Annotated in this window: 22 protein-coding genes; 14 read left to right on the forward strand and 8 right to left on the reverse strand. The window is 46.5% G+C overall.

Translation table 11 applies throughout. The features are described 5' to 3' along the window. Positions 1-309 precede the first annotated feature (309 nt). Both V6C93_RS15955 and V6C93_RS15960 read right to left on the reverse strand, forming a co-directional pair. Positions 310-1,197 (reverse strand): metal ABC transporter permease, encoded by an 888-nt coding sequence (locus V6C93_RS15955; protein ID WP_333477654.1) that lies wholly within the window; start codon positions 1,195-1,197, stop codon positions 310-312. A gap of 260 nt (positions 1,198-1,457) precedes the next feature. Continuing rightward, positions 1,458-2,234: a metal ABC transporter ATP-binding protein gene (locus V6C93_RS15960; protein ID WP_349262726.1), complete on the reverse strand. Its 777-nt coding sequence runs from the start codon at positions 2,232-2,234 to the stop codon at positions 1,458-1,460. Positions 2,235-2,366: 132 nt separating this feature from the next. On the opposite strand from V6C93_RS15960, the gene V6C93_RS15965 reads away from it, so the two are divergent. The 6 genes from V6C93_RS15965 to V6C93_RS15990 all read left to right on the forward strand — a co-directional run bounded on the left by V6C93_RS15965 (position 2,367) and on the right by V6C93_RS15990 (position 9,419). Continuing rightward, positions 2,367-3,446, forward strand: coding sequence for a metal ABC transporter solute-binding protein, Zn/Mn family (locus tag V6C93_RS15965; RefSeq protein ID WP_333477656.1), 1,080 nt, complete (start codon positions 2,367-2,369; stop codon positions 3,444-3,446). A gap of 117 nt (positions 3,447-3,563) precedes the next feature. Beyond that, positions 3,564-4,874: a transposase gene (locus V6C93_RS15970; RefSeq protein WP_349262727.1), complete on the forward strand. Its 1,311-nt coding sequence runs from the start codon at positions 3,564-3,566 to the stop codon at positions 4,872-4,874. Positions 4,875-4,977: 103 nt separating this feature from the next. Beyond that, positions 4,978-5,664 carry a deoxyribose-phosphate aldolase gene (gene deoC / locus V6C93_RS15975; RefSeq protein ID WP_333477658.1) on the forward strand — a complete coding sequence of 229 codons (687 nt, stop codon included), beginning with the start codon at positions 4,978-4,980 and terminating at the stop codon, positions 5,662-5,664. Between the two features lie 94 nt (positions 5,665-5,758). Further along, positions 5,759-6,718, forward strand: a complete 960-nt coding sequence (gene recO / locus V6C93_RS15980; RefSeq protein ID WP_333477659.1) for a DNA repair protein RecO — start codon at positions 5,759-5,761, stop codon at positions 6,716-6,718. Positions 6,719-6,781: 63 nt separating this feature from the next. Continuing rightward, positions 6,782-8,242 carry an MFS transporter gene (locus V6C93_RS15985; protein ID WP_333477660.1) on the forward strand — a complete coding sequence of 487 codons (1,461 nt, stop codon included), beginning with the start codon at positions 6,782-6,784 and terminating at the stop codon, positions 8,240-8,242. 25 nt (positions 8,243-8,267) lie between these two features. Then, complete coding sequence (locus V6C93_RS15990) at positions 8,268-9,419, forward strand: glycosyltransferase family 4 protein (RefSeq protein ID WP_333477661.1); 1,152 nt, start codon at positions 8,268-8,270, stop codon at positions 9,417-9,419. A gap of 282 nt (positions 9,420-9,701) precedes the next feature. Here the strand turns inward: V6C93_RS15990 and hpf are convergent, their stop codons facing one another. Next, positions 9,702-10,352: a ribosome hibernation-promoting factor, HPF/YfiA family gene (hpf, locus tag V6C93_RS15995; RefSeq protein ID WP_349262728.1), complete on the reverse strand. Its 651-nt coding sequence runs from the start codon at positions 10,350-10,352 to the stop codon at positions 9,702-9,704. Between the two features lie 685 nt (positions 10,353-11,037). On the opposite strand from hpf, the gene lipB reads away from it, so the two are divergent. Then, positions 11,038-11,712: a lipoyl(octanoyl) transferase LipB gene (lipB, locus tag V6C93_RS16000; protein WP_333477663.1), complete on the forward strand. Its 675-nt coding sequence runs from the start codon at positions 11,038-11,040 to the stop codon at positions 11,710-11,712. 210 nt (positions 11,713-11,922) lie between these two features. Here the strand turns inward: lipB and V6C93_RS16005 are convergent, their stop codons facing one another. Continuing rightward, positions 11,923-12,936, reverse strand: a complete 1,014-nt coding sequence (locus V6C93_RS16005; protein WP_349262729.1) for an adenylate/guanylate cyclase domain-containing protein — start codon at positions 12,934-12,936, stop codon at positions 11,923-11,925. A gap of 158 nt (positions 12,937-13,094) precedes the next feature. Beyond that, positions 13,095-13,826, reverse strand: coding sequence for a DUF3120 domain-containing protein (locus V6C93_RS16010; RefSeq protein ID WP_333477665.1), 732 nt, complete (start codon positions 13,824-13,826; stop codon positions 13,095-13,097). 311 nt (positions 13,827-14,137) lie between these two features. Here V6C93_RS16010 and V6C93_RS16015 point away from each other — a divergent pair, with 311 nt between their 5' ends. The 5 genes from V6C93_RS16015 to V6C93_RS16035 all read left to right on the forward strand — a co-directional run bounded on the left by V6C93_RS16015 (position 14,138) and on the right by V6C93_RS16035 (position 19,240). After that, entirely contained in the window at positions 14,138-15,109 is a 972-nt protein-coding gene (locus V6C93_RS16015) for an undecaprenyl-diphosphate phosphatase (protein WP_333477666.1), read from the forward strand. Between the two features lie 162 nt (positions 15,110-15,271). Further along, positions 15,272-16,246 (forward strand): undecaprenyl-diphosphate phosphatase, encoded by a 975-nt coding sequence (locus tag V6C93_RS16020; RefSeq protein WP_333477667.1) that lies wholly within the window; start codon positions 15,272-15,274, stop codon positions 16,244-16,246. Between the two features lie 22 nt (positions 16,247-16,268). Continuing rightward, complete coding sequence (locus tag V6C93_RS16025; protein WP_333477668.1) at positions 16,269-17,228, forward strand: undecaprenyl-diphosphate phosphatase; 960 nt, start codon at positions 16,269-16,271, stop codon at positions 17,226-17,228. 346 nt (positions 17,229-17,574) lie between these two features. Further along, positions 17,575-18,432, forward strand: coding sequence for a 16S rRNA (cytidine(1402)-2'-O)-methyltransferase (gene rsmI / locus V6C93_RS16030; RefSeq protein ID WP_333477669.1), 858 nt, complete (start codon positions 17,575-17,577; stop codon positions 18,430-18,432). Positions 18,433-18,439: 7 nt separating this feature from the next. Further along, entirely contained in the window at positions 18,440-19,240 is an 801-nt protein-coding gene (locus tag V6C93_RS16035; RefSeq protein ID WP_333477670.1) for a hypothetical protein, read from the forward strand. Between the two features lie 395 nt (positions 19,241-19,635). Here V6C93_RS16035 and V6C93_RS16040 read toward each other — a convergent pair whose 3' ends face one another. Both V6C93_RS16040 and V6C93_RS16045 read right to left on the reverse strand, forming a co-directional pair. Next, a complete protein-coding gene (locus V6C93_RS16040) occupies positions 19,636-20,751 on the reverse strand; it encodes a hypothetical protein (RefSeq protein ID WP_333477671.1) in 1,116 nt (371 codons plus the stop codon). Between the two features lie 554 nt (positions 20,752-21,305). Further along, positions 21,306-22,229 carry a nucleoside hydrolase gene (locus tag V6C93_RS16045; RefSeq protein WP_333477672.1) on the reverse strand — a complete coding sequence of 308 codons (924 nt, stop codon included), beginning with the start codon at positions 22,227-22,229 and terminating at the stop codon, positions 21,306-21,308. Positions 22,230-22,366: 137 nt separating this feature from the next. Here V6C93_RS16045 and V6C93_RS16050 point away from each other — a divergent pair, with 137 nt between their 5' ends. Both V6C93_RS16050 and V6C93_RS16055 read left to right on the forward strand, forming a co-directional pair. Continuing rightward, positions 22,367-23,662 carry a hypothetical protein gene (locus tag V6C93_RS16050; protein WP_333477673.1) on the forward strand — a complete coding sequence of 432 codons (1,296 nt, stop codon included), beginning with the start codon at positions 22,367-22,369 and terminating at the stop codon, positions 23,660-23,662. Positions 23,663-24,052: 390 nt separating this feature from the next. Continuing rightward, complete coding sequence (locus V6C93_RS16055) at positions 24,053-25,405, forward strand: DUF2079 domain-containing protein (RefSeq protein WP_349262730.1); 1,353 nt, start codon at positions 24,053-24,055, stop codon at positions 25,403-25,405. Positions 25,406-25,482: 77 nt separating this feature from the next. Here V6C93_RS16055 and V6C93_RS16060 read toward each other — a convergent pair whose 3' ends face one another. Further along, entirely contained in the window at positions 25,483-26,343 is an 861-nt protein-coding gene (locus V6C93_RS16060; protein WP_333477675.1) for a cytochrome c biogenesis CcdA family protein, read from the reverse strand. Between the last annotated feature and the right edge of the window lie 229 nt (positions 26,344-26,572).

Consider the following 26,572-nt stretch of genomic DNA (forward strand, 5'->3'; position numbering starts at 1 on the left):
CTTTTGTCCTATAGTGATTTTTTGTTGTGAACACAAGGGCGATCCTTGGAACACGACTAACAATCATCAACTCTCAGCTTTCTCGACTGACACAGACAGCAACTTGATTCCCGTAGCGGATTGTTGGGTGTAATTTAGCCCTAAGAAGCGATCGCACCCTCACTTCTAGGCGCGATCGCTTCTCTCCTATCTGTGTTGGCTGAATTCGTCCTAATTTTGTCAGGTAAGTAAGAATGCAAGATTAATCAGATAAACCAGTAGCTGACATAGCATTAAGACAGTCTTAGGTGAGCGATCGCACTCCACCCCTCAACGCCACAATCCCTTAATTTCCCGCCAAATGGGTGACTGCCCCGACTTAGAAACCGGATGAGTTAAAACCCCCTGACTGGGACTAAACAGAAATGCCAGCATGAAAAAACCGAAGGCAACTAAAACGATCGCAGGCCCAGACGGTAGATTGAAAAAATAACTCAAATACATCCCACTCACACTAGCAACAACCCCAATTGCAGAACCCAACATCATCATTTGATGCAATCGGCTCACTAATAAATAGGCTGTTGCTCCCGGAGTAATCAGCATGGCTAGGACTAGGATGACACCCACTGCTTTGAGACTCGCAACAATCGTCAAAGCAATCAGAATCATCAACCCAAAGTTCAGTAAATTGATGGGTAAGCCAGCCGCTTGTGCGCCTATCGGGTCAAAGGTATAAAACATTAATTCTTTATACAAAAGCGCAACAATCACTAGAACAATGACTGTAATAATCGCTGTATTAATCACCTCTTGAGGTGAAACACTGAGGATATTCCCAAAGAGAAAGTGATTCAGGTCTATCTTGTTATCTTTCTGAACAATCGTAATTAAAGTAATACCCAAGGCAAAAAAGGCAGAAAAAACAATGCCCATTGCCGCATCTTCTTTAATTTGCGATCGCGTCCTAATCCAAGTAATCACCATCGTGCTAACAACACCCGCGATAAATGCCCCCACAAAGATGTCTGCACCCACAATAAACGCGATCGCAAGTCCGGGTAACACCGAATGACTAATGGCATCCCCCAGCAACGCCAACCGCTGCACCATCAAATAGCTGCCAACCGAAGCACAGACAATACCCACCAAAACGGCAATAATCAGCGATCGCTGCATAAACTCATATTGCAGCGGTTCAATGAGACTTTCGAGCATAAAAATCTATTTCCTAACACTCTGCATTAGCAGGTTGTAAGCAGATAAGCGTAAAAAAATCCGGAATTTGTAGGGGGCGGGTTTAGTGATAACGCCTGACAATAGCCAGCTTCTCATATTCAAAACCCGCCCTCACCAATTGGGGGATTTGTGTTGATAATTTATCGTTTTATTATCAACAATTAGGGCGGGTTGAGTACAAAAAAAATCGGTTATTGTCAACATTAATTGACTAAACTCGCCCCTACAATCCCAAACTCTCAAGCTGCCTGTTCTGAGAAAAAGACAACCTGCCCCCCATAAGCACGTTGCAAATTCTCCGCACTCAACACCTCTTGACGGGAACCACTAGCAATTAACTCTCGATTCAACAAAATCAAATTATCAAAATTAGTAATCGCTTGCCCTAAATCGTGATTAACAACCACCAAGGTTTTACCTGCATCAGCAAGTTCGTGGAAGATATCAAAAATAATAGCTTCAGTTTTTTTATCAATTCCCACTAACGGCTCATCAAAGCAGAAAATTTCCGCTTCTTCCGTTAACGCCCTCGCTAGAAAGACACGCTGCTGCTGCCCTCCTGATAGCTGTCCAATGGGGCGAGCCCGAAACTCACTCATCCCCACCCGTGCCAACGCTTCTGCCGCCAAACGCCTGGATACTGTGGAAAAGCGGCGAAACCATCCAGTCTTCCGTACCCGCCCCATCATCACCACATCCCACACCGTTGCGGGGTAAGTCCAGTCAATTTGCGATCGCTGCGGCACATAAGCGACTTTTTCCAACTGCTCCATCAAGGGTTCCCCCTGATACATCACCGTACCCGTCGTTGTGGGAACTAATCCCAGCATGGCTTTAATCAGGGTACTTTTCCCCGCACCATTAGGGCCAATGATTCCTGTAAGTTTACCCGGCTCAATGTCACAGGTTATACCCTTGAGCGCCTCTACCATGCGATACTGCACACCCAGTTGCCTGATCGTTACAGTGTTGATCGAGCAAGTAGAATCCTCTGTGCATTGATAGTTCCTAGGCATCGAATCAACCTTCCGAAAAGTGGTCGTTGTCATGGTGGAGGCTTCCTGGGATCGAAAACGAAAAATGAAACAATTGTGAAATTATCGTAACCTGAAAAATGAAAAGAATATGAAAATAAATGTATCAACCCTATGAACGTGAACCCTCAGTCTGAAGGAAGAAAGCAGACGCTCGTAGATTCCTTACTGGTACGCCCTTCGAGGCATTTTTCTCTACTCAGTAGCAATGCTTTACGCCAACGCTATCGGTGGTTAGCCGTAACAGCGCTGATGCTAGGACTCCTGATTAGTGGGTGTGACTCCACGAGTCGCAAGCCAACGGGTTCTGCTCAATCCAATAAGCCTAAGGTCGTTTCGACCAGCACCATCATCACAGACTGGACGGAGCAAGTTGCGGGAGACGAGATTCAACTCAAGGGCATCCTGAAACCGGGTGCTGACCCCCATGTTTATGAACCCGTACCCGTAGATAGTCAGGCGTTGGAAGAAGCTGATCTGATTCTCTACAACGGCTACAATTTGGAGCCAGGGCTGATTAAGCTGATGAATTCGGCGGGAGTCAAGGCGAAAAAGTTTGCAGTTGGGGAAGTCGTTAAGCCACTAGATTTGAAACATCAAGGGAAACAAGTGCCTGACTCCCATGTTTGGGGCGATGCCAAAAATGCGATCGCAATGGTCAATGCCATTCGCGATCACCTCATAGAACTCTCCCCTGAAGACAAAGAGAAATTTACCCAGAATGCAGCGCAGCTTACCGCCCAATTGCAGCAGGTAGATGTTTGGATACGCCAACAAATTCAGACCATTCCACAGCAGCAGCGCAAGCTTGTTACCACCCATGATGCGTTTCAATACTATTCCCGTGCCTACGGCATACCTGTTGCTGGTACCCTAATTGGCATCAGTACAGAAGAACAACCCAGTGCCCAAACCGTAAAAAGGTTGTCCGATTCTGTTAAAGGCGTTGGCGTCGCAGCTATTTTTGCAGAAACAACCATTAACCCAGCTCTGATTAAAACCGTTGCACAGGAAGCTGGGGTAAAACTCGCGCCACGACAACTCTACTCTGACTCGATTGGCGCACCAGGGAGTGAGGGGGATACCTACGTCAAAATGCTGGTGGCGAATACTCGCACAATTGTGGAAGCTTTGGGAGGTCAATACAGAGCCTTCGAGCCAGCCCAAAAGTCAAAAACAACGTCTAGGCCATGAACTCATCAGAATTCCTCGTTGGAAACCCTTGCGATCAGAGCCAAGGGAGGAAAACGGGAGGCAAGAAATATCGCTGCTGTTTCGCTCTATAATTACGGCAATAGCGAAATGATACTTATGTTCCTGACCCAAAAGAACCAAGTGCGAGAACTGAATAAGTCCGAGTTCTTGGCTCTTAGGGAGTTGTGCCGACTGAGCAAAAATCTCTACAACGTAGGACTTTACACGGTTCGGCAGTACTTCTTTCAGGAACACAAACACCTGCGCTACGAGTCCAACTACCACCAATGCAAGGTTAACGAGAACTATCAGTTACTCAACACTGACATTGCTCAACAGACACTGAAAGTAGTAGACCGGACATTCAAAAGCTTCTATGGATTAATTAGCGCAGTTAAAGGGGGAAGCTACCAACAACAGGTTAAGCCTCCTCGCTACCTGCCAAAAGTTGGTTACTTTTTGCTGATAATTCCCTGCGGGTGGTCTACCCGTAGGGATAAGACGAAAACACCAAGACTGGTCATCAAAGATGGCAAGTTTCGGATACCGATGTCTACCCAGTTTAAGAAACAGTTTGGGGAAGTCTGGATTAACTTTCCAGACCGCATTAGCTACGAATCCCTCAAAGAGATTCGCATCCACCCCAAATACAATGCTCGATACTTCGAGGTAGAATTTATCAGCGAAGCCGAACCAGAACCCGTAGAAGTCAACCCAAACAGTGCGATTAGTATTGACTTGGGAGTGGATAATCTTGCCGCTTGTGTTGATATCAATGGGGCATCCTTCCTTGTGGATGGCAAGCCAATTAAATCGATTAACCAGGGGTTCAACAAGCGCAACGCCCACTTGCAGTCTATAAAAGACAAGCAAGGAATTAAAGGCTTTACCAATCAACAGGTAAAGCTGGTGACAAAGCGCAACAATCAGGTGAGAGATTACCTGAACAAGACGGCACGGTTTATAGTGAACCACTGCATTGATAACCAGATTGCACGGATGATTGTTGGTTACAATCCTGGCATTAAACAGGAAATCAATATCGGTAAGTGTAATAACCAGAACTTTGTCCAAATCCCATTCCACTCTTTGCGCTCTAAGTTAAAAGCGCTGTGCGAGCGGTATGGGTTGATTTATACCGAACAGGAAGAATCGTATACCAGTAAGGCTAGTGCCGTTGATGGTGATGAAATGCCTGTTTACAATGCCGACAACCCCAAAACTTACCAGTTCTCTGGCCGGCGGGTTAAAAGAGGTTTGTATCGGACTCGTGATGGGCATCTGGTTAACAGCGACTTGAATGGTTCGCTAAATATCGGAAGAAAAAGTAAGCACAATGGCTTTGCCGGAGTGTCTAGGGGGTCATTGACTGCCCCAAGAAGGATTAACCTTCTAAAACTAGAGAGTGGTTGTGGAGCAACGCGGTAATCAAGCGTTGCTCCAAATCCTCTTAGAATCTCCCGCACTTTAGTCGGGGGAGGGTCAAAAGATTTTAATAAAAGTGAACAAATAGCGGCTCGAAGCTCAACCAATGGCTGTCAACTACTCAGATATAGATATTGCACCGTTAATTGATCACGCTCTGCTCAATCCAGCGGCAACACCCGAACAAGTGGAAAAGTGTTGCAACGAGGCAGACCGATTTAACTTTGCTACGGTGTGTGTCTACCCAGTTTATGTGAAGCAAGCCACTGAGTTGCTTCGCGGCAAAAAACCGAAAGTCTGTACAGTCATTGGTTTTCCCACAGGGGCAACAACACCAGCCGCCAAGCTTTATGAAGCGCAAGAGGCCGTGGAAAATGGAGCCACGGAACTCGACGTGGTGATTCACCTGGGTGGGTTGAAGGCGGGAAAAACGAACGAAGTTTACCGAGAAATAGCCCAAATTTGCCAAGAAACGGGTCAAACGGTTAAAGCGATTCTGGAGACTGCCCTGTTGACAGATGCTCAAAAACGCCTCGGTGCGGAAATATGTATGGATGCTGGTGTGCAATTTCTGAAAACGAGTACTGGCTGGAATGGAGGTGCAACAGTGGCTGATATCCGACTTCTGAAAAAAGTGACACAGGGACAAATTGGCATTAAGGCGGCTGGAGGAATACGTACCCTGGAGCAAGCTTTCGAGTTAGTCCAGGCAGGAGCGACGCGTCTGGGCACATCTCGTGGCCCCGATTTGCTCCGACAGCGCGATACCCTGGAAAAAGAGAATGGGGAATAGGTGAGCCCGTGAGCAGCTTAATCGGTTGGCAAGGAAAGCAACCTCCAACCTTCAACCTTCAACCTTCAACCTTCAACCCTCTGACCAATGATCGATGAGTCGAACCTATAAAGCCACTGGTATTATTCTGAAAAGTATGCCGCTTGGGGAAGCGGACAAGCTATTAACAATTTTGACGCGGGAGTTTGGTCTCGTTCGCGTAGTGGCACCAGGAGCTCGCAAACAGAACTCGAAAATGGGTGGCAGAAGTGGTTTGTTTGTCGTTAATGAGCTCTTGCTGGCGAAGGGGCGATCGCTTGATAAAATTACTCAGGCAGAAACCCTGGAGTCTTACCCAGGATTAAGTAAGAATTTAGGGAAACTGGCAGCAGGTCAGTACCTGGCAGAAGTAGTTCTGTGTCATGCCTTAAGTGAGCAACCTCAGGAGGAACTGTACGAGTTGCTCAACGAACATCTACGGCGTCTGGCGTGCTTACCGAACACCAGCGATAGCGAAGCGCTGCTGCGAGGCGCAGATCGCAACTTAGAGGTATCTTCGGTACTAGCCCACTTATCACATGGAGTCTTTCACCTACTGGCGCTGGCAGGCATTGCTCCCCAGGTTCAAGTTTGTTGTGTCACGCAGCACACCCTAAAACCGGATTTTACTGACCCGGATTGGCGGGTGGGTTTTAGTGTTGATGCGGGTGGTACGGTAAGTTTAGCGGCAAAGGAGTTGGAAGGTCAGCGCTTAAACCGTCCCGTGTTGGTAGGGGGAGTTAGGTCTCCCACTCAGGCTCATGACCCGATGGATGTACCCACTACCCCTTTGCCAAGGTTGAACGCCCAACTGGATGCGATCGAGTTGACGCTGCTTCAACAGCTGGCAACCTCTGAATTACCGCAGCTTGAGACCCTATTCCCCCAACAGCAAACAGACCCGTTTGGCCAAAAATCGATGGATGGGGTTTGGCTAAAAGTCGAGCGTGTTTTACGAGAGTATGCTCAGTATCACTTTGGTAAAACGATTCGCTCAGCGGCCTTAGTGGATGCCTTCTCTATCACTGAGTTTTGAAATACACATTTTTTCATAAAAGTCAATTCCCTATGAATTTAATTCATTACCTAAACAGCAAGAATGCAACTATCTGATCCTGAACAATTAACAAAACTGTCTTGTAAAGAAACGTCTGACCCTATGGCTCAGCCCAGCTCCTCTGGCGACGAAGAGCAAAAACCCGGTGAGGTCGAGGGTTTTTTCCCCGATCCTGATAAGGCTCCGCGTGAGCCATTGACACGGGGATTTATGCCGGTGCTCAAGAACCGTAACTTCTTGGCACTCTGGAGCGGTCAAGTTTTCTCCCAGATGGCAGACAAGGTTTATTTAGTCTTGATGATTGCCTTGATTGCCGATCGCTTTCAAGACCAGAATCAACCAATTAGCGGCTGGGTATCGGCGATTATGGTCGCTTTCACTATCCCCGCCGTACTGTTTGGTTCTTTGGCTGGTGTTTTTGTAGACCGATGGTCTAAAAAAGCCGTGCTGGTGGCAACCAATCTTTTGCGAGGTGTGCTAGTTCTGACCGTACCCTTCTTGTTGTGGGTGACTCAAAGTTGGGGGTCACTCTACAATTTGCCGATTGGCTTCTACATTTTGCTGGGAACTACATTCCTAGTTTCTGCGCTGACTCAATTTTTTGCACCGGCAGAGCAGGCGGTGATTCCGTTAATCGTGAAGCCTAGAAACCTGCTCTCCGCTAACTCCTTATACACGACAACAATAATGGCGTCGCTAATCGTAGGCTTTGCGGTTGGTGAACCGATATTAGAACTGGCAGATACGCTAGTGCGTCGTGTCAATATGAACTGGGACTTTGGCAAAGAACTAGTAGTGGGAGGATCATATGCGATCGCGGGTCTACTGCTGTTGCTTTTGAAAACAGGTGAACACAAAAAGGTGTATGAGGGAGAACCTCCTCACGTCTTGGCGGATATTCTTGACGGTCTGCTCTATGTCAGACACCACCGACGTGTCCGCAATGCCTTAATTCAACTAGTGATTCTATTTTCTGTCTTTGCAGCTTTGTCCGTTCTCGCCGTTCGTCTAGCGGAAATGCTACCGGGATTGAAAACGTCCCAGTTTGGCTTTTTGTTAGCGGCTGGAGGAGTGGGTATGGCCTGCGGTGCAGCAATTCTGGGGCACTGGGGTCAGCGATTCTCTCACAATCGGCTGAGTCTGTATGGTTCCATCGGGATGGCAGGTTCGCTGGTGGGTATAGCTTTATTCACCCATAGCCTCTGGCTGACTTTTTTAATGACAATCTCGTTGGGAAGTTTCGCCGCTTTGGTTGGCATCCCCATGCAGACCACAATCCAGGCAGAAACACCCAAAGAAATGCGAGGAAAGGTATTCGGGCTACAAAATAACGCGGTCAATATTGCGCTGAGCTTACCTCTAGCATTAGCGGGAGTGGCGGAAACCCTGCTTGGGTTAAAGACGGTATTTTTCAGTTTAGCGGCACTAGTGATCGCTGGAGGGGTCTTAAACTGGTATATTTCCGGTACAGGATTAACTATGTCAGATAAAACTGACAAATAAAGACTCGCTACCCCCCTCAACCTGAATGCATATCGCCTGGATTGGAAAAAAATCACCCTTTTGTGGCAATGTCACTTACGGTCGAGAAGTCACCAACTCGCTCTTAGACCGAGGCTACCAAGTCAGTTTCCTCCACTTCGCCCAAGAAGAAGAAGTTGACGACCTTAGCGCCTTCGGGAACCAGGAAGTATCGCTTCCTTGTCTTTACAAATCTCAGGTGTACACCATTCCGTCACCCAAAGCAAGCAAGGTTTTGACGCAAGCACTCGATCAGCTGCGACCCGATATCGTCCATGCTTCCCTGACGTTGTCGCCTTTAGACTTCGTACTACCAGAGATTTGTGAAGAACTCAATATTCCCCTAGTCGCGACCTTCCATCCGCCCTTCGATGGGAAGCGACGAAATCTAAAATCGGGAACACAACTGTTCACTTATCAGCTCTATGCCCCTTTCTTGGCTAACTACCACCGGGTCATCGTCTTTTCTCAACTTCAGCGGAATTTCTTAGTGCGATTAGGCGTTCCTCCAGAGAAGCTGGCGGTTATCCCCAATGGGGTTGATGTCCAAAAATATTCTCCCGGCCCGTCAAATTTAAAGTACCAACTCAACGCCCAACGGCTATTTGTTTACCAAGGTCGAATTGCCACAGAAAAGAATGTGGAGGCTCTACTAAAAGCTTGGAAGCGCTCGAACCTGGGTTCTTCCTGCAAGCTGGCGATTGTGGGAAATGGCCCTCTATGTGCCTCATTGAGACCTTTTTATGGAGAGGAGTTCGGTATCATCTGGCTGGGGTTCGTGGCGGATGAGGAGCAACGAATTGATATTCTACGGGCGGCTGACGTATTTGTCTTGCCGTCTCTTCTAGAAGGGCTATCCTTATCCTTGCTGGAAGCAATGTCCTGTGGTGTTGCGTGTGTGGCAACAGATGCGGGTGCTGATGGCGAAGTGTTAGAGGATGGTGCTGGCGTCGTTCTCACGACTCATCGTGTATCTTCCCAACTATCTACCCTCTTGCCGCTGTTCCGGGATCATCTGGAGTGGACAACTCTACTGGGACAAAAAGCTAGAAAGCGGGTTCTAGAACGCTACACGCTCAGCCGCAATATTACCCAGCTCGAAAAGCTCTATGCTGATGTTCTCAAGGGGCAGCCGCTTCAGCTAAGTCGTCGAGCCTAGGGCCGCTAAAACTGAAAAATCTTGGCGATTCATGCCGTAATTCGATTTTGACTACGAGGATAGAGCCTGCTCTCTCTTATCGGGGGGATAAATATGGAGGCTTGAAACAAGGAAAATTTTCTTTCTCTCTATGACTCAAGCCGGGGTCTTATATTCATCTGGGGACTTTCTCAGTAAAGAAAGCCAGTCTCTACCCCTTTGCAGGAATTTTGACTGACCCTTCTATCCATACTGGTGAAAAACTAGTAGCAACCAGAGGAAACTCCGTTGAGCCAGAGACAGTTAGAACGTACTTGATTTTTCTCCCGTAGACTCAACTCGTTGGGATACCTTACCGTTCTTCTGATTGGTATGACCATTCCCATTGCGGGGCTGAATGACTCCATAGCCGCCATGATTCCGTTCGTAGATCACATTGATTTCACCGGTTTTGGCATTCCGGAACATATAAAAGTCGTGATCGACTAGTTGGAGCTGTTCCAAGGCTTCATCGAGCGTCATGGGTGGCATGGCGAAGTACTTCATGCGCATAACTTCACTCGGCAGTTCAGGCGTGCGATCGCCAATTAAATCAGCTGCCACAGGCACGTCTTCAACAATAATGCCTGTTTTCGGTTGATCGTGAGTTTTCTTATGTTGTAATTTTTCTTTGTATTTCCGCAGTTGGCGCTGAATCTTATCCGCAACTAGATCAATGCTGGCATATAGGTCTTCACTGCCCTCTTGAGCCCGAATGACCGCTCCGTTGGCATAAATTGTCACTTCAGCAGTCTGCTTAGAATTTATCCGGGGATTGCGAGCCACAGATAGGTGTACATCTACCTCAGTAGTGATGTTTTGAAAATGATTAACCGCCTTTTCAATTTTTTGATGTACATACTCACGAATCGCATCGGTGATTTCGATGTTTTTGCCCTGGATTACAAGCTTCATACCGACTACTCCATCCTGTACTGTTTGAGTCGCAAAGAGCAGCAGGGGCTGCAACATAAAGTATGAATTGTGTTAGCGTTTGCTTCACCCTTGCCAGTAGCGGCGGGAGTCCTAAGTGGACATTGTCCTGGGTGAAATCTGAAAAAAGATAAAGATACCCTATGCGCTACCCCGCGTGCTCACGCTATCTGAGTTCACGTTTCGTTACGGGTTTTGAGTCCTCTACCAACCATTGGTAAAAACGCCAGTCGGTCAGAATTGAAATCTCTACCCAACAAACCTGAAGGCTACCCTCCCTACGTTATACTTCATCCTCTAGCCTTGAATTGCCACTCTTGGATGATACTCTCACGGTAGCACTTTGTATTCTAGAGAACAGATGCCTTTGACTTCTCTTCAGATTCCTTTGCATTCTTTGACATTTGCCTACGGTTGAAGCTCCATTAGGCAAAAATTCAAGTTTGTCAAGGGGGAAAAGACCCCTACTCATCCTAATGAGTTAAGCTGTCACCCATCCATTTTTCATTGTGGCGTGAGGGAAAAGGGTGGAGCTGTTGAGTCCGATAAAACGAGGTTCTTGGTCAATGTTTTACTATCTTGACCCACCCGTCTTTCCATCGCTTTCGTCCTAAAGACTAAGTGGGAAACATCTGGGGAAAGTATTTCAAACTGGAAAGGTTGAACAATGCAGCGTCGATGCTTGTTAGATAATCAAGGGTTAGTGCCTTATTCTGTAGCTTGGGATTGGCAGCGATCGCTAGTGGCTCAACGGGTAAAAGACCCGATCCTCGATGATCTCCTCCTGTTGTTGGAGCATCCATCGGTTTATACCCTTGGTCAAGGAGCCAGCCTTGAGTTTCTCAAGTTTGACCCCAATGAAACCAGTACACAGCTTTACCGGGTGGAGCGTGGTGGTGAAGTGACTTACCATTGTCCGGGTCAGTTGGTCGGGTACCCGATTCTGAATCTACGGCATTACCAACAAGACTTACACTGGTATCTACGACAGCTGGAGCAGGTCTTAATTCAGGTCTTGGGTGACTTGGGACTCAAAGGCGATCGCATTCCAGGAATGACAGGTGTCTGGAGCGAGGGACGCAAAGTTGCTGCGATCGGCATTAAAGTCTCGCGCTGGATTACCATGCATGGCTTTGCCTTAAACGTGTGCCCCGATCTGACCGGTTTTGAGAGCATTGTGCCCTGTGGCATCGTTGATAAACCGGTGGGTAGCCTTGCTCAGTTTATCCCTGGTATTCGTGTCGAGGAGGTGCGTCAACGCGTCGCTACCCATTTTGCGGAGGTTTTTGACGTTGAGCTGATCGAGGTTAATGGCAGCTATAGCAACCGACACAACCGTTAGGACATGTCAAAAGCTGGGATTGGCAATTGGCTTTAGACCATTTGTCCTAATCGCCTTGGCGACTGCTATATCAGTAACCGGAAGTCTTAATGCGCAATTCGTAATTTAAGTTTTGGATGGGGATGCCAGACCCCAACCCAAAGGGGACGAGTTGAGAGTCTGGGGATTCTAACTCGTCTTTAAATTACGAATTATCTAGAAAAATTAGCCTTAACAAGTTTGTGGCCCGAGATCGTTAACCTGCAAGTAATTATCTAAATCCGCATAGGTGCCAGCATAGGTCGTTGTGGGAGAGTCATAACCCTTGAGATGAACCGTATGCTGCTTAAAATCAAGTGGCTGCTGCCCTATTACTGAAAGGTAGCGGTATGTATCTTCTCCCAAAGCAATATCTAAGCCGAGTTGCTTGGTAGAAGATTCTAGACGAAAGGCCGCATTGACCGTATCACCAATCGCAGTATAGTCTGGGCGATCGCCACTACCCGTATTCCCCACCATTGCATAGCCGGTATTCAGTCCCGTCCCAATTCGCAAGGCAAAGGGCAGAGGGTACTGCTTACTCAGCGCTGATGTCATTTTATGCAAGGAACTCACCGCCCACATGATATTTAGGGCTTCTTGAGAGCTGACTCCATGACTATGGCTCACGCCTTGAGAGCTATGAAACCAAATTGCCATGACCGCATCACCAATGTATTTATCAACCCAGCTGCCAGATTTACGGATAATATCTCCAGACTGACGAAACCAGGTGCCAATCACGGCTGAGAGGACTTTTTCATCCAGCTGGCGAGTGAGCACGGTGAAGTCACGAATATCAATCACCATCACCGAGATCAGTCGGCGCACATGCAAGGTCGAAGTCAGAGTTTCTTTATCCGGCACCTGGAGGACATCCGGATGACGGTCGTTCGCTGGGCAATGAAATTCCATTTCCGTCTGACCAAACATCACGCGGTCGCCATTGCGTAAGGTCACCGGAATGCTCACTCGGCGTCCATTGACAAAGGAGCCGTTGCGGCTTCCTAAATCGATGAGATAGAAGTCGCCAGTTTCGGTACACTGCAACATCGCGTGGTTTCGGGAAATCCACCGATCTGACAGCACAAAGTTGTTATCATCACTACGACCAACTGTCCAGCAATTGCTACCGACTAACGGCAGATAGCGATTCCCAGTGTCGGTCGGAAGAAGCAAAAAGGGAGTGGATCGCAGAGTCACCACAGGCACAGCAGCAAAAATGGGTTTAAGACAAATGCTATTTTAGTAGATGCATTCTTGAGCCATCCTAGTAATTCCGGAAAATAACTGCAAACTAGAGAAAATAACTGCAAACTAGACTTGACCTAAAGAATTACTCTTACGTTAATCATTAGTAGCATTCAGGCCATAGAAGCTGCCACCCAGAACAACGTATCTACCAAAATTGTACTCAAGACTGCACCACTAAATGCCCACCAATGCAACTGCCCTTTGGCTAATGACCAGATCCCAACACTTAAAAGTGTAGCCAGTAATACCAAGGCTAAACTGAGCCCCCAAGGTGTCTGCACTTGCGCGATCGCACTCTGAAAAATGGGTGTTGCTAAGGCTGGGTCAACTCGCATCACCTGACGCCAGTAAGGAATTAAATCAGTTAGGTAAAAATAAACATCGGTCAGCACCGTACCAAACAGGGAGCCCAGGTAAAAAAGATTACCTACTTTCCCCCAACCCCGCCTCAAGCTCCACAAAGCAAAAGGCAAACCGATTGCCTCGATAGGCAAGTGAATTAAGGGCTCCCATCGTAGCCAGCCCCAATAAATCGATCCCGCTAGCCAACTCCAGCTAAATCCCAGCAGTAAATCGCCCCACACTTGTGTTTTGGGACGCTTTAACAGGGCTATTCCTAACCCAACCCAACCCAGTGTCATCACTAGACTGACAAACGGCACATGCCTGACTAGAGGCGCTTGAATGAATACCGGTACACTTACCAAAAAAGCCGCTGCGGTAAACACCCACCAAGAGTGACGATTACCAATGAGGAATAGGGATTCAGGAGAGAGAGGAAGTTTTTCAGACTCACTGAGGTAGTCTGAGGCCGATGATGAAAACCAAGTATTGTTAAACAAAGTGACGTTAATATTCTTTACTTATCTTTACATATCTCAAGATATCACATGAGATGGGATATCCCCCCTAGGGGGATAGTTCTAATATTAATCTAGTCCTGACTAGCTGACCAGTTTTAGGAATATTGATTGAGACTTGCTGAGGAAGCTTAGAGTCAGTAATACTTGAGTGACAATTTTGGGTGTGAGCGCTACAAGGTGATCAAAAAATCTCCAATCGCTGTCAAGACTCAATTTACGCAAGTCCACGAAGGGTGATTAGGCTGTGGAAACCACTAAATCCATATAGACTCAGGCAGCTCCGGAAAATCATGGTTCGCTCAAAACATCAGTTGTTTACCCTCTTGGGCACGGGTGCCTTACTCTCATTACTTGTATCCCCTTTCAAAACTCTCGGCACTAACCTTTCCCCGGAACTGGCGTCAACGACCACAACATCGATACCTCAAATTAATCTTGTTCAAGCCGTGATTTTGGGTATGGTGCAAGGGTTAACAGAGTTCCTACCGATTAGTAGTACGGGTCACTTAAAAGTGGTATCGATGGCGTTGGGTTGGGGGGATCTAAGTATCGCCTTTGCCGCTATCCTTGAGCTGGGAAGTATTGCGGCAGTTATCTGGTATTTGTGGGAAGATTTAGTTCAGATTGTAGGTGGAGCCCTTAAAGCAATCCAGACATCCGATTACCAGTCTCATGATTTGTGGATGGTAATCGGAATTGGTTTAGGAACCCTACCGATTGTCTGCTGTGGACTCCTGCTCAAGATTTTCGTGCCCGACTTCGATCATTCACCGCTACGCGATCTCGGTGCGATCGCAATTGCCTCGATTGTTATGGCGATCTTACTCGGCGTTGCCGAATACTTCGGCAAGCGAGAGCGTAACTTTGAGGGGTTAGGCGTTCGAGATGGAGTCTTGATGGGGTTAGCCCAAGCAATGGCTATAATCCCTGGCGTGTCACGCTCTGGTTCAACACTGACAGCTGGGCTATTGATCGGTTTAGAGCGGGCAACCGCCGCTCGTTTTTCATTTTTATTAGCCATTCCCGCCATTACCTTAGCGGGTTTAGTGGAATTAAAGGGTGTTTTCGACGAAGGGTTAAGGGATGCTAATCTGGTGCCCCTAATCGTCGGGTTTATCTCATCCTTGGTGTTCTCTTATTTAGCGATCGCATGGCTACTGCGCTTCCTGCAAACCCAAAACACTTGGATTTTTGTCTGGTATCGGTTAGCGTTTGGGGCCGCGATTCTGGGTGCGCTTGCCTTTGGCGCTAGCTCTCGCTGAGCGCTACAGGGCTGTTATGAAGGTTTGAAGGTTTAAGGTTCAAGGTTCGAGATTTCCAGGCGTTCTGGTGTACGTAGTTCATGAGGGCTACTTAAGCAGTACAGCGAATTAAGGGTTGACACTACTTCAAGGTCAGTCAATTTTATTGGATAAGGTCAAGATATGGTTCGCTCGCAACATAAGTTGTTTATATTTTTTGGTACTGGTGCCTTACTCGCATCTCTCGCAGCTCCATTAAAAGTTTTCGGCACTGGCGTATCACCGGAAGTAGCTGTAGCGGCAACATCAACAACGCCCCAAATCAATATTGTGCAAGCGATCGTTTTAGGGATAGTGCAGGGGTTAACCGAGTTTTTACCCATTAGTAGTACGGCACATTTAAAAGTGGTACCCGTCGCCTTAGGTTGGGGTGATCCGGGGGTTGCGTTCACAGCGGTGATTCAGCTAGGTAGTATTGCGGCGGTGTTGTGGTACTTCTGGGGCGATTTAGTTCAAGTCACGACTGGAGCCATCAAAGCCATCCGTACCTCTAATTATGAGTCACAGGACTTCCGCATGGCACTGGGGATCGTTTTTGGAACCATCCCCATCGTCTTCTTTGGGTTACTGATTAAGATATTTATTCCCGATTTTGATAATTCACCGCTACGGAGTGTGCAATCAATCGCGATCGCTTCAATTGTTATGTCCCTGCTGCTGGGACTTGCTGAACAAGTAGGTAAGCGTAAGCGCAACTTTGAGCAGCTCGGTGTCATGGATGGTGTGATTATGGGATTGGGTCAGGCAATGGCCTTAATGCCTGGTGTGTCTCGCTCTGGTTCCACGCTGACAACAGGGCTATTTATGGGTTTAGAGCGGGCAACCGCCGCTCGTTTTTCGTTTTTACTCGGTATTCCGGCGATTACGTTAGCCGGATTAGTGGAGTTGAAGAGTGTTCTGGAAGAAGGCTTGGGGGATGCTGGGATGGTTTCCTTGGCAATCGGTGTCATCTCAGCCGCTATCTTCTCCTACCTGTCGATCGCATGGCTATTACGCTTCCTGCAAACTCAAAGTACTTGGGTATTTATCTGGTATCGCTTAGTATTTGGAGTGGCAATTCTGGGCGCGATCGCCACAGGACTGTTAAAGAATGTCTAATCTCTGTTAGGAGCAACCATTAATGGCAACCGTGTTTTTAGCTGCTCATAGCAGCACTTGGCAGGACGTAAGCGCAGGACTATCCTTGATGCTGCCTGGTATGACGAATTTATGCTTGGGACAGACAGCCCCAGGCAGTGAGGTGAATTTGGTGCTGGGGCTGTTTCAAGCTTTCATTTTAGGAATTGTGCAAGGATTAACAGAATTCTTGCCCATTAGTAGTACAGCTCATCTTGAGGTTTTTACTAAAGCACTGCACTGGGAAACCGTAGCCGGAAAGCCGTTTCTTGCCACGATTCAATTTGGTAGCGTTGTCGCCGTATTAATCTATTTTTGGCAAGATATCAGTAAGATTTTTACGGGTGGATTACAAGCCCTCCAAGAAAAGGATTGGCAGCGAGAAGAGTGGAAAATCATTGTTGGAATAGCTGTAGGAACATTGCCAGTCTTAGTAGGTGGATTTATTCTGAAGAAGGCACTGAATGACGAAAATTCGGCAATTAATAGCATGGCGATTATTGCGATCGCGTCAATTGTGATGTCAACTTTGCTAGGATGCGCCGAGCAGTTTGGTCAGCGCAAGCGGAATTTTGATGATTTGCAGATTAAGGATGGCATCTTGATGGGCTTAGGCCAAATGCTAGCCCTAGTGCCGGGAGTCTCCCGTTCTGGCTCTACTTTGACGGCTGGGTTGTTTCTGGGATTAGAACGACAAACAGCCGCTCGTTTTTCGTTTCTCTTGGGGATTCCAGCCCTTACTATTGCTACACTCTATGAATTTTTCAAGGAGGCGTTGGGCAAGATTGATATAGCCTTAGTGATTGTAGGGACAGTATCTGCTTTTGTGTTTTCTTATGTGTCAATCGCTTGGTTATTAGGTTACCTGCAACGAAAAACTACCTGGGTATTTGTCTGGTATCGCTTGGCGTTTGGAGCAGCAATTTTGAGTGCGATCGCTACGGGCTTTTTGAAAAATAACTAACTTGGAAAGAGGTTGAAAGCAGGTCTGGAAAATTGAATAGTGGCAAGTTTATTCTTAATGTTAGCCTACAAAGTATTATCATCATTAGTAATGATAAATTCCTAATTAAAGACGTGTTAGAGACACGAATCAATTAGGTTGTAATGGTTTGATAAAATTCGTAAGGTGTAACTATAAATGATGGATCGAAAGGGTGCCTAATATCCTGTTTCAGATCGCTCACAAGATTCAGAGTCAATTGCTATTAACAGAACTGAAAATTTAGGTAGCGTTAGGTAATCCCAACAGGGTATTAAAGCTTACTTCTAGTAAGTGAATCATCTGCCATTAACAAGGATGACAGCGCGTGAGCATACTTTATGTAGTTGGAACGCCGATTGGTAACCTGGAGGATATGACATTCCGGGCAGTACGGATTTTACAATCGGTAGATTTGATCGCGGCGGAAGACACGCGCCACACGGGGAAGCTGTTGCAGCATTTTGAGATTAAGACGCCCCAAGTAAGTTATCACGAACACAATCGCACCGAACGTTTATCCGAATTGCTGAAGGAGCTGGCTGAGGGAAAAGCGATCGCTCTGGTTACGGATGCTGGAATGCCGGGAATTTCTGACCCAGGTTATGAGTTGGTTAAGGCTTGCATTGAGGCGGGGATACAGGTGGTGCCAATACCCGGAGCCACAGCGGGGATTACAGCCCTCAGTGCGGCTGGGCTACCGACAGATCACTTTGTTTTTGAAGGTTTTTTACCAACAAGCGGTCAAGCTCGGCAGCATCGCTTAGAATTGCTGCAAGCGGAATTGAGAACCTTAATTTTGTATGAGTCTCCTCATCACCTCCGCGCCACGTTGCAAGATTTAGCCAACTCACTAGGAGCCAACCGTCCCATCGTCCTGGCACGGGAATTAACGAAGTTGCACGAAGAGTTCTGGCGGGGGACAATTCGGGAGGCGATCGCTCACTACACGCAGAAGAACCCTAAGGGAGAATTTACTCTCGTCATTGCTGGAGCGCAACCAGACATGCCTGTGCTCTCAGAAAATGAGCTGAAAACTGAGTTAGTGCAAATCATGGCTCAGGGAATATCGCGATCGCAAGCGAGTCGCCAGTTAGCTCAAATCACCAAACTCTCCCGGCGAAAGCTTTATCAACTGGCTCTCTCAATTCCAGGTTCTGATATAGAAGCGGCGAAGGAGGATTAACTTAAACGTGAAAGATCGATTGTTACTCACAGGTTTGCTGATGGTACTGGTAGGTTGTAATCAATCGCCCACGCCCTCAGGCTCAGAAACACCCATCTCCTCACCTAGTTCAGCCGCTTCTACTTCAGCACCAGTCTCTCCAAGCTCTAGTCCGACAGCGTCTAACCCCGTGGAGGCATCTCCGAGTTCCAGTCCAATACCTTCAGAGCCAATGCAGGCATCTCCTAGCCTAGGAAAAACAACTGCACAGCCCCTTTCCCCTCCAGCCTCGACAGCATTTACGATTTCCCCTCAGGGAATTGGCCCAGCCAAGGTGGGGATGACGTATGCACAACTCAAAAAGCAGTTGGCAGGAAAGGCAGAATTTAAGGTAAAGTCACCCTTTATTGTCGATTTTGATGCGATCGCGGTCAGCCAAGGGGGAAAAGAGCAATTTTATATTCTCTATCCGACTGGAGTCCCTTTAGCAGAGTCCGATGTCATTGAAGCGTTAGTCACTGATAATCCGAACTATCGTACCGCTCAAGGAGTTGGCCCCGGAACTGCGATCGAGCAAGCCGAAGCCGTCTACGGTAAGGCAAGCTTATCTTACAACAGCCTCAACGAGTCAAGGGAATACGTCCAATTTACCAACCAACCCTCTAAAGATATCGCCTTCCGCACGAAGGCACCAGCCAGCCAGCCATTCGCAGGCATTTATCCTGCGTCCAAAGCGGAACTCAAAAAGACAAGTAAATTTCAAAAAGCTGCCTCGATTGGGTTAGTAGAAGTTTACTGCCGACAAAACTGCCCTCTTCCCGCGCCCTAAATATTCATCAGTTTTGAAGTCCGTCTCAACAGCCCAAAACCTTACCCGAAAGAAACCAAGAAAGCCCCCGTTTTTGGCACGGGGGACTCTCAATTAGCCAGTATTTAACAAGCCAGCGATAATTAATCCCAAACAGGGCTACGGGTCTAAGGAACTTATGATACCCGTGTGTTTTTGACCAGGTAAAAGGTAACTATTGGTAGGTTTAAAGTTTATAACGAAATCATCAACTAGCAGGCTTTTAAAAGCCTTGCATCCAAAATCTCAAATCCAAAAGATTTAATAACCTTGGATGAAAGGCGAAACAGAGAAAACAGCCGTCCAAAATGCAAAATCCAAACTTGTTTTGTTATTCAGTCATGTAAAACTGCTGACTCTTTTTCAAGGGTTATGACCTAAGCATCTTGGAACACATCGCTGGAAAACATCTCTGTTAAAGTGCGCAGATAAGGTAAAAAAGTCGCCATCTCGTTAGCAGGCAGGCGATCGTGCATGTCCCAGCCCATAGTTTTGAGCATGTCTTGTACCAGCTTCCAACTCACCTTCAGGCGAGGATATAACATAACGCATAAGGGGAAGAGTTCTTGCTGTACCGAGCGGATGTCGTCTTCTAAAACGCACAGGCAAAGATAAACCTGAAACATCTCAACATCACGAATACTGGCGGTTTTAACCGTAGGGTGACTCAGAGACCCACTATAGCTTGCATAGCTTGGATGTAATCGGCAAACTTGATTACAAACAGAGACGGCAATTTTGCTGCTAAAAGGTAGAAGATGCTGAACGGCAGATAGAGCCGGAGAATCCAAGGGATGGTTGGCAGCCGCTTCGTAGGCAGCCTGTAGGGGCATATACATGTGGTCATCCATCACCTTCAAGTAGGGCAGCCATAGCCTCTGCTCTGGAGGTGTGAGCCACTCCAGCAATTTTTGACCCGTGTAATGAAACTGCATACTGACAAAGCCAATTGCACGGCGATCGACGCGAGTGTATTTCTGACGCACCAAACCGAAGTCTTTACCCACAATCACAGATAGCCGTCGTGGAGTTGAGCGCTCCGCATAGGCGGCTAACACTTTTTGAAATAGCACGCGAGTATCTGCGGCAATTTCCAAAGGATTAATCAGGTCGGGGTTGATGCCGTGTCGTCGAATTTCCTCCGATAGCAACGTTTCTGTGAGAGACCACGCTTGCGCACTGGCTAAATTCAAATTTTGCAACAGCTTTTCCGTCGTGCGCTCTCGACCTTCTGTAGAAGCAACTTCCTTGAGGCTGTCAGGCTCTTTCAGCGCTGAGTACTCATCCTGCCCTGTAACGGAAACAAAGTATTTCCGCGCCCAGAGAGCAGCGAGAGAATGAACATTCGATTTTGATGATTTAGACGAGGGAACTAGGGAAGCGAGATCGCCCTTTGGGGCAGTGCCGGAAGGGTAATCGCCAGCTATAGACTTAGGGACTGAAACTCCAGGGGGCTGATGTTCAGCCCCGATAGATGCCAACGGGTGAGCCATGTCAACAGGGATGCTATTGCGGATATATGAAAATGATCTATGCCGTATTTTTACCTATTTTTATAATTTAGCAAACAAAATTTTTACGTTTATTCAAATAAAGCGGAATCGGTCATAATTTTTATGAGCCGATGAGGCAACATTCAGAAAGCTGCTTCCCTGAAGGGTAGACGCCAAAAAGTACTTTTTCCAAATAGCGATGCCCTCTGGGATCAATGCTTCTGCTACCAGTGAGCCAAGACTGATGGCTTTGGGCGAAAAATAAACTAATTCCTGCTATTTTAAAAAGAATCCTCTAGTTCGGCTAAGAACTGCATCGATTCTTTCTTGATTCTAAGTTGGGCTAGCTCTTGAGCCAAAATGCTTGGCAGCTTCCTGTATTACAGAAGTCACGGATAATCTCAGAATTTTATATTCTTTTAAACCGTTCCAGTTCTTTGGCAAAATGAGCCGCAGCTTCCTGTGTGGCCTATTTCAAGGATAAATTTACAACTTTATGTTCTATTAAAGGAATAAGTCTACCTTGACAATAAATTATTACTTTAGGGCGTTGTCTAACGTGCCCATTGATGCAATAAATAAGCGTAGTATTTTTCCTTGTCCACTTTATTCATTGCTTGAATCTTTCTACCACCCCTCTCCACCTTGGTACGCCCCTGACTTTCACCACTCGTTAGAATAACTGTTTCCCATTCTTGCAGCTCATAAAATTCTGGATGCGCAAGATAGGTTGTGGCGAGAACATCCCAGAAGTAATAAACTTGTGTCACTACCAGTGCATAACATTGCCCTGCTAAATCTGAGATGGGGTATTGGCGTTGTTTGGTCAGTTGACGCACAAACTCTGATGTCACAGGTACATTATTGGTTAAATCCAAGGGACACATTATCAGGGGAATCTGTGTCTGCCATACCCGATGAGCTGCAAGGGGATCCCAGTAGACATTCCATTCCGCTGAACCGTCCTGTGCCGGTTCCAGACTTTGTTCAACATTACCGGGAACGTTAAGAGCACCTCCCATCCAGACAATTTTCTCGATTTTACGCTCGATTTGGGGTGCTAGATCGAGGGCGGCGGCTACCGTCGTCAAGGGGCCTGTTACCATCAAAGTCACGGGTCGATCTGCCCCTAAGAGCGATCGCACCATAAATTCTTGACCCGTTTCTTGAGCCAGAGGCGTCTGAATCTCATCCCGCTCGTTGAGAATGGGGAGATGATCCACTATAAAAGAATCCCGACGGTAAAGACTTGGGAACGGATTAATACCTCGCACTGTACTCTCTGCGACTGGGATGTCCCAACGCCCCATTAAATCCAAAATTTTGCGTGTCGCGCTTACGGCTGGTTGAATATAACAGTCTGCTGGAGTCACAACGATGCCAAGGGGTTGGATGTGTTCCATCGTCATGAGCAGCACGGTTGCGAGATAATCATCTACACCACCATCCTGATCCATCAATACTAGTTGTTTAGACATAGTATTTTGCATTAACTAGGGTCTTAATAAGGTATCATCCATTACTAAACAATAAAATGCTAAAGGAACGAATTCTTAGGATACTCAGTTTATCCTTGCTCATTTGCAGCGCTTTTATTCTTTGTGCCGCGCTAGGAATGCTGCTCAAACCCGAGGCATTTCATAAGTTCTTTTCTCCGGTTCAACTCGTTCCCGATCTAGTTCCGCCCTCCCTTAGCCGAAACTACTACTGGGATGTACGAAGTTATGCAGAGATGGTCTTAAGTAACCGTTGCCTTGCTTTCTATCCTCTCTGGCCTCTGTTGACCCGTTTCCTGTTTAATCCTCAAACTCTAGAGCAGGCTGCACACGCTTTACTCAAGTTTTCTACAGTTATTTTCTTTATTTCTTCACCCCTCTTAATTGGGGTGTTTATCAAGAACTTAAAAGAACCCAAAATAACGACTTTAATACTGCTTGCTTTCTCGGTTAGCCCAATGGCAATTTTCCGAGTTATTGGTTATACAGAAAGCTTGTTTACTCTTCTTAGTGTAATTTTTATTTGGCTCTGTATGCGTTCAACTCAGTTGAACAATAAGATTCAACTGGCTTTATTATTTATCGTAACCTTTTTACTATCTTTAAACCGACCCATTCTTATACAATCCTTGATAGCCTCCATTGCATCGCTTGGAACAGTTATTTTCTTTGATAATTTAAAATCACCCAGAGAAAGGAGAGATTTTTTAAGTCAAGTCAACCAATATGCACAAGAAATTCAAATGACTGTTGTGTTATGGATTTCAGCAATCTTAGGTTTCTCTGCTTATGGAATTTATTGTTTGCATTCGAGAGGTAATTTTTTAGCCCCGTTTATTGACCAAAAATATTGGTCAACCAAAACCGGGTTACATTTAGAACTAATCCTTTTTCCGAAATCGCCCTTATTTGATTTGTTGGGACTTTATTTCCCTATTCTTGTTTTGGGAATTTCATTATTTTTTGTCTATTATAAGGTTGAAAGTGAAAATCCATTAGTATGGGTTCCTAACTCTCCTATTTGGAATGTTTTAATTTTGTACCCACCCTTACTGGTTATATCTTATATAGTCAACTACTTTAGATTGAAAAATAAATCAGCAAATGGAAAAAACTATCTCACTCGTCTAAATACTTCCGATTTTACTCAAACCTTAAGTAATAACTATATATTTTGGTTCTGCGCTTACTTCTCCGTAGTTCACTGCGCTCTAATATTTTTTACACGCGATCGCCTTTATAGCCTAGGTAGGCATATCTTTGGGATTCCCTTCTTTTTTCTTGCCCTTGGATATCTTTGTTGTTGCATACCTGGTAAGAAGACTTATCAAGCCTTATGGTGGTTCATTATAATTTCTGCAATCGCTCTTGTGGAACAATGGGTGAATTATGGTCAAAATAAGTGGCTTGGTTGAAATTCTCTCAGGTTTTATAGGGCAATAAACTAATGCAGCGTGGCGGAAATAACTATCCAGTTGAAAAAGGCTACAAGGTTGACTATATAACCTTACTTTCATAAAAGCCTTCTGCCCCCTGTCTACTCCTACAGAGAACGCTGACGCTCCTAACGTCGCTACCGCTTCGCTATCGCGAACTGCCTTCTTGCACTAGGATTTTGGACGATATCAGGCTATAAATTTGAACTCTATGTCCTCTATGGCTCATAAAAAAACATAGGTATTCTTTGAGTGGGAACGAAGTAATACAAAAGCATGAAACCCTCTTCTGAAAGCATCAATGCAGCCTCAAAAAAAGGCTTTTTCCATCAATGGCGATCGCAGTGGCAGCCCAATACAGTAGGGTGGATGATTGGCGTAAGTACCCTGATTCTCTTTGGGTGCAGCAGTTTACGACATGCCCTTTTTCAATCCTCGGCAAGCGATTTGGGAATTTTTGACCAAGTTGTGTACCTGATTAGTCAAGGACAACCCCCAATTTCATCTCTGCTTAATTTTCATATTCTGGGCGACCATGTTGCCTGGGTATTTTATCTGTTGGCTTTGCTGTACAAGGTTTACCCAGATGTCCACTGGTTATTCGCCGTGCAAGCCATTTCCTTATCACTGGCTGCCTTTCCCCTGTGGCAACTAGCGCGGGAAGCAGGGTTGAAGGAATCACAAGCAACAGCGATCGCAGCAGTATACCTGTTGTATCCACTCGTATTCAATATCAATCTGTTTGATTTTCATACAGAAGTCATGGCTGTCCCAGCCCTATTTTGGGCAATTTTAACAGCGCGGCGGGGTCAAACGGCATGGTTTTGTTGTGCTGTAATTTTTGTGTTGGGATGTAAAGCCGTTCTTGCCTTAACCGTGGCGGCAATGGGAGTTTGGCTGCTTGTCTTTGAGAAGAGGCGACTGTGTGGGGTGATTGCGATTATTGCTGGGGTTGCTTGGTTCGTGCTTGCGACACAGGTGATTATTCCCATGTTCAATCCTACAGAGGTGTCAGCGATCGCGCGTTATGCCTATTTGGGAAACTCAGTCATGGAGGTGGCAAAAAATCTCGTCCTCAAGCCCAACCTAATATTCCAAAAAGTCTTCTCTCTGGACACGCTCGAATATTTCGCTTTATTGTTACCCCCACTCATTTGGGGACTTTCACCTCGACATCTAACGCCTCTGGTGGCGGCAATTCCTGCCCTGATGTTAAACATTCTCGCCGACTACCCCTATCAACGGGACTTAATACATCAGTATTCACTACCTGTGTTGCCGTTTCTCCTCGTCGCTGTAATTTCCAGTCTCAAAAAGGGACGAGGATGGCTGCAAAACCAACGGACAATTATCCTTTGGTCGTTAGTTGCTTTCGTGGCTTTAGCCAAATTTGGCTATTTTTGGTCGCGGTATGTCAGTTATCTGGATACTTGGCAAGCGACACGAGATGCGATCGCACTGGTGCAAACTAAAGAGAGTGTTTTGGCATCTGGTCATATTGTGCCTCATCTGAGTCACCGCCCCTTAATCCAGTCTGCAATGCCTGGTTTAAAGCCTGCTGACTTAAGTCAGTTTAAGTATGTTTTGCTCAACCTGCGTCATCCGGGTTTGGGGAGTCCTCCAGAAATCGGCCCCAACTTGGTAAACCAACTTAAGCAGATGCCTCAATTTCAACTGCGCTATCAGCGTGACGACGTAGTTGTCTTTGAAAAGGTCATCTGAAGTATAAAGTCAAAATGTTCCTTCATCACCGCCTTTCAAAGGCAGAAAACTCCAACATCTATGCAACGTCAGATGTTCTAATTGAATACCACCAAGAAAACCCAGTTAATACCTTTGAACAGGTAAAATCCTCCCATAATAATCAGCAGCCCACCACCTATACGCATAATCCATTCGGAATACTTGACTAGGGTGCGGGCTTGTTTGGCTAAACCTGTAAACAGACTGGCGAAGAAAATTAGCGCACTTGTGCCCAATGCATAACTGATCATTGTCAGTGTGCTTTGAATCTGAGAACCGGTCTCAGCCGCTGCTGCAAGAACTGAAAACAGAACAGGACTAGTGCAGGGAGAACTAACCAGCGCGAATGTTACCCCAGCACTGTAAGGTCCAGTGATGGGCAGTGTAAAGCTAGATTGTGGTAAAGGTAAGCGTATCACCTCTAAAAGCGAAAGTCCCATCAGCAGAATCACTAGACCAACAGCAATATTGACGTAACCCCGGTAGTCACGCATCACAATCCCAGCAAAGGAAGAGACTAATCCCAACAAACTGAGAACGGTTACGACTCCTAGGACAAAGAACCCTGCCTTGATGAAGGCATCCCGGCGAGATGTAACTTCACGAGTACCAATGTAGGTCAGATTGACAGTCAGTAAGCCGAGGTGACAGGGCGAGAGGCTACCAATTAAACCGCCAACAAACGCTAATAAAAGCAAGACCAGTGGGTTGCGGGTATTCTGTTTACCGAGCCATTCGTGATAATTTTGTTCTAGATAGAAGACGAAATTTTGGAGCGGCTCGGATAGGGTGATCCAATCGATATGGCTGAGCGCCAGTATCACTAGAATCGTCCCCACGAAGAGCAATCCAGGTACTAAGAATTTTAGACGCTTGCGTCCAGCCCAGTATGAAGCGAAATTTTTGATGCCTGTCACGATTTGGTTAGTTCAGTTAAGTCGAATGGCACTGACTTAAGCGAAAAGTGATCCTTTCTAGGAAAAACCAAGATTGGGGGGATTCCCCCCAAACCCCCCACTGGGGGACGGAGTGCCTACCTAGAGACCCCCTGCACAAGGGTTGGTTGGTGAGTTAAGAGATTTCTTAAGCCAGAGACATTCCAGTTAAGTCGGTCAGAATCAATCAAAAACTCCATAAGCAGAATCT

Origin of the sequence: Allocoleopsis sp. (genome assembly GCF_036703385.1) — a bacterium.
GTDB lineage: Bacteria > Cyanobacteriota > Cyanobacteriia > Cyanobacteriales > Coleofasciculaceae > Allocoleopsis.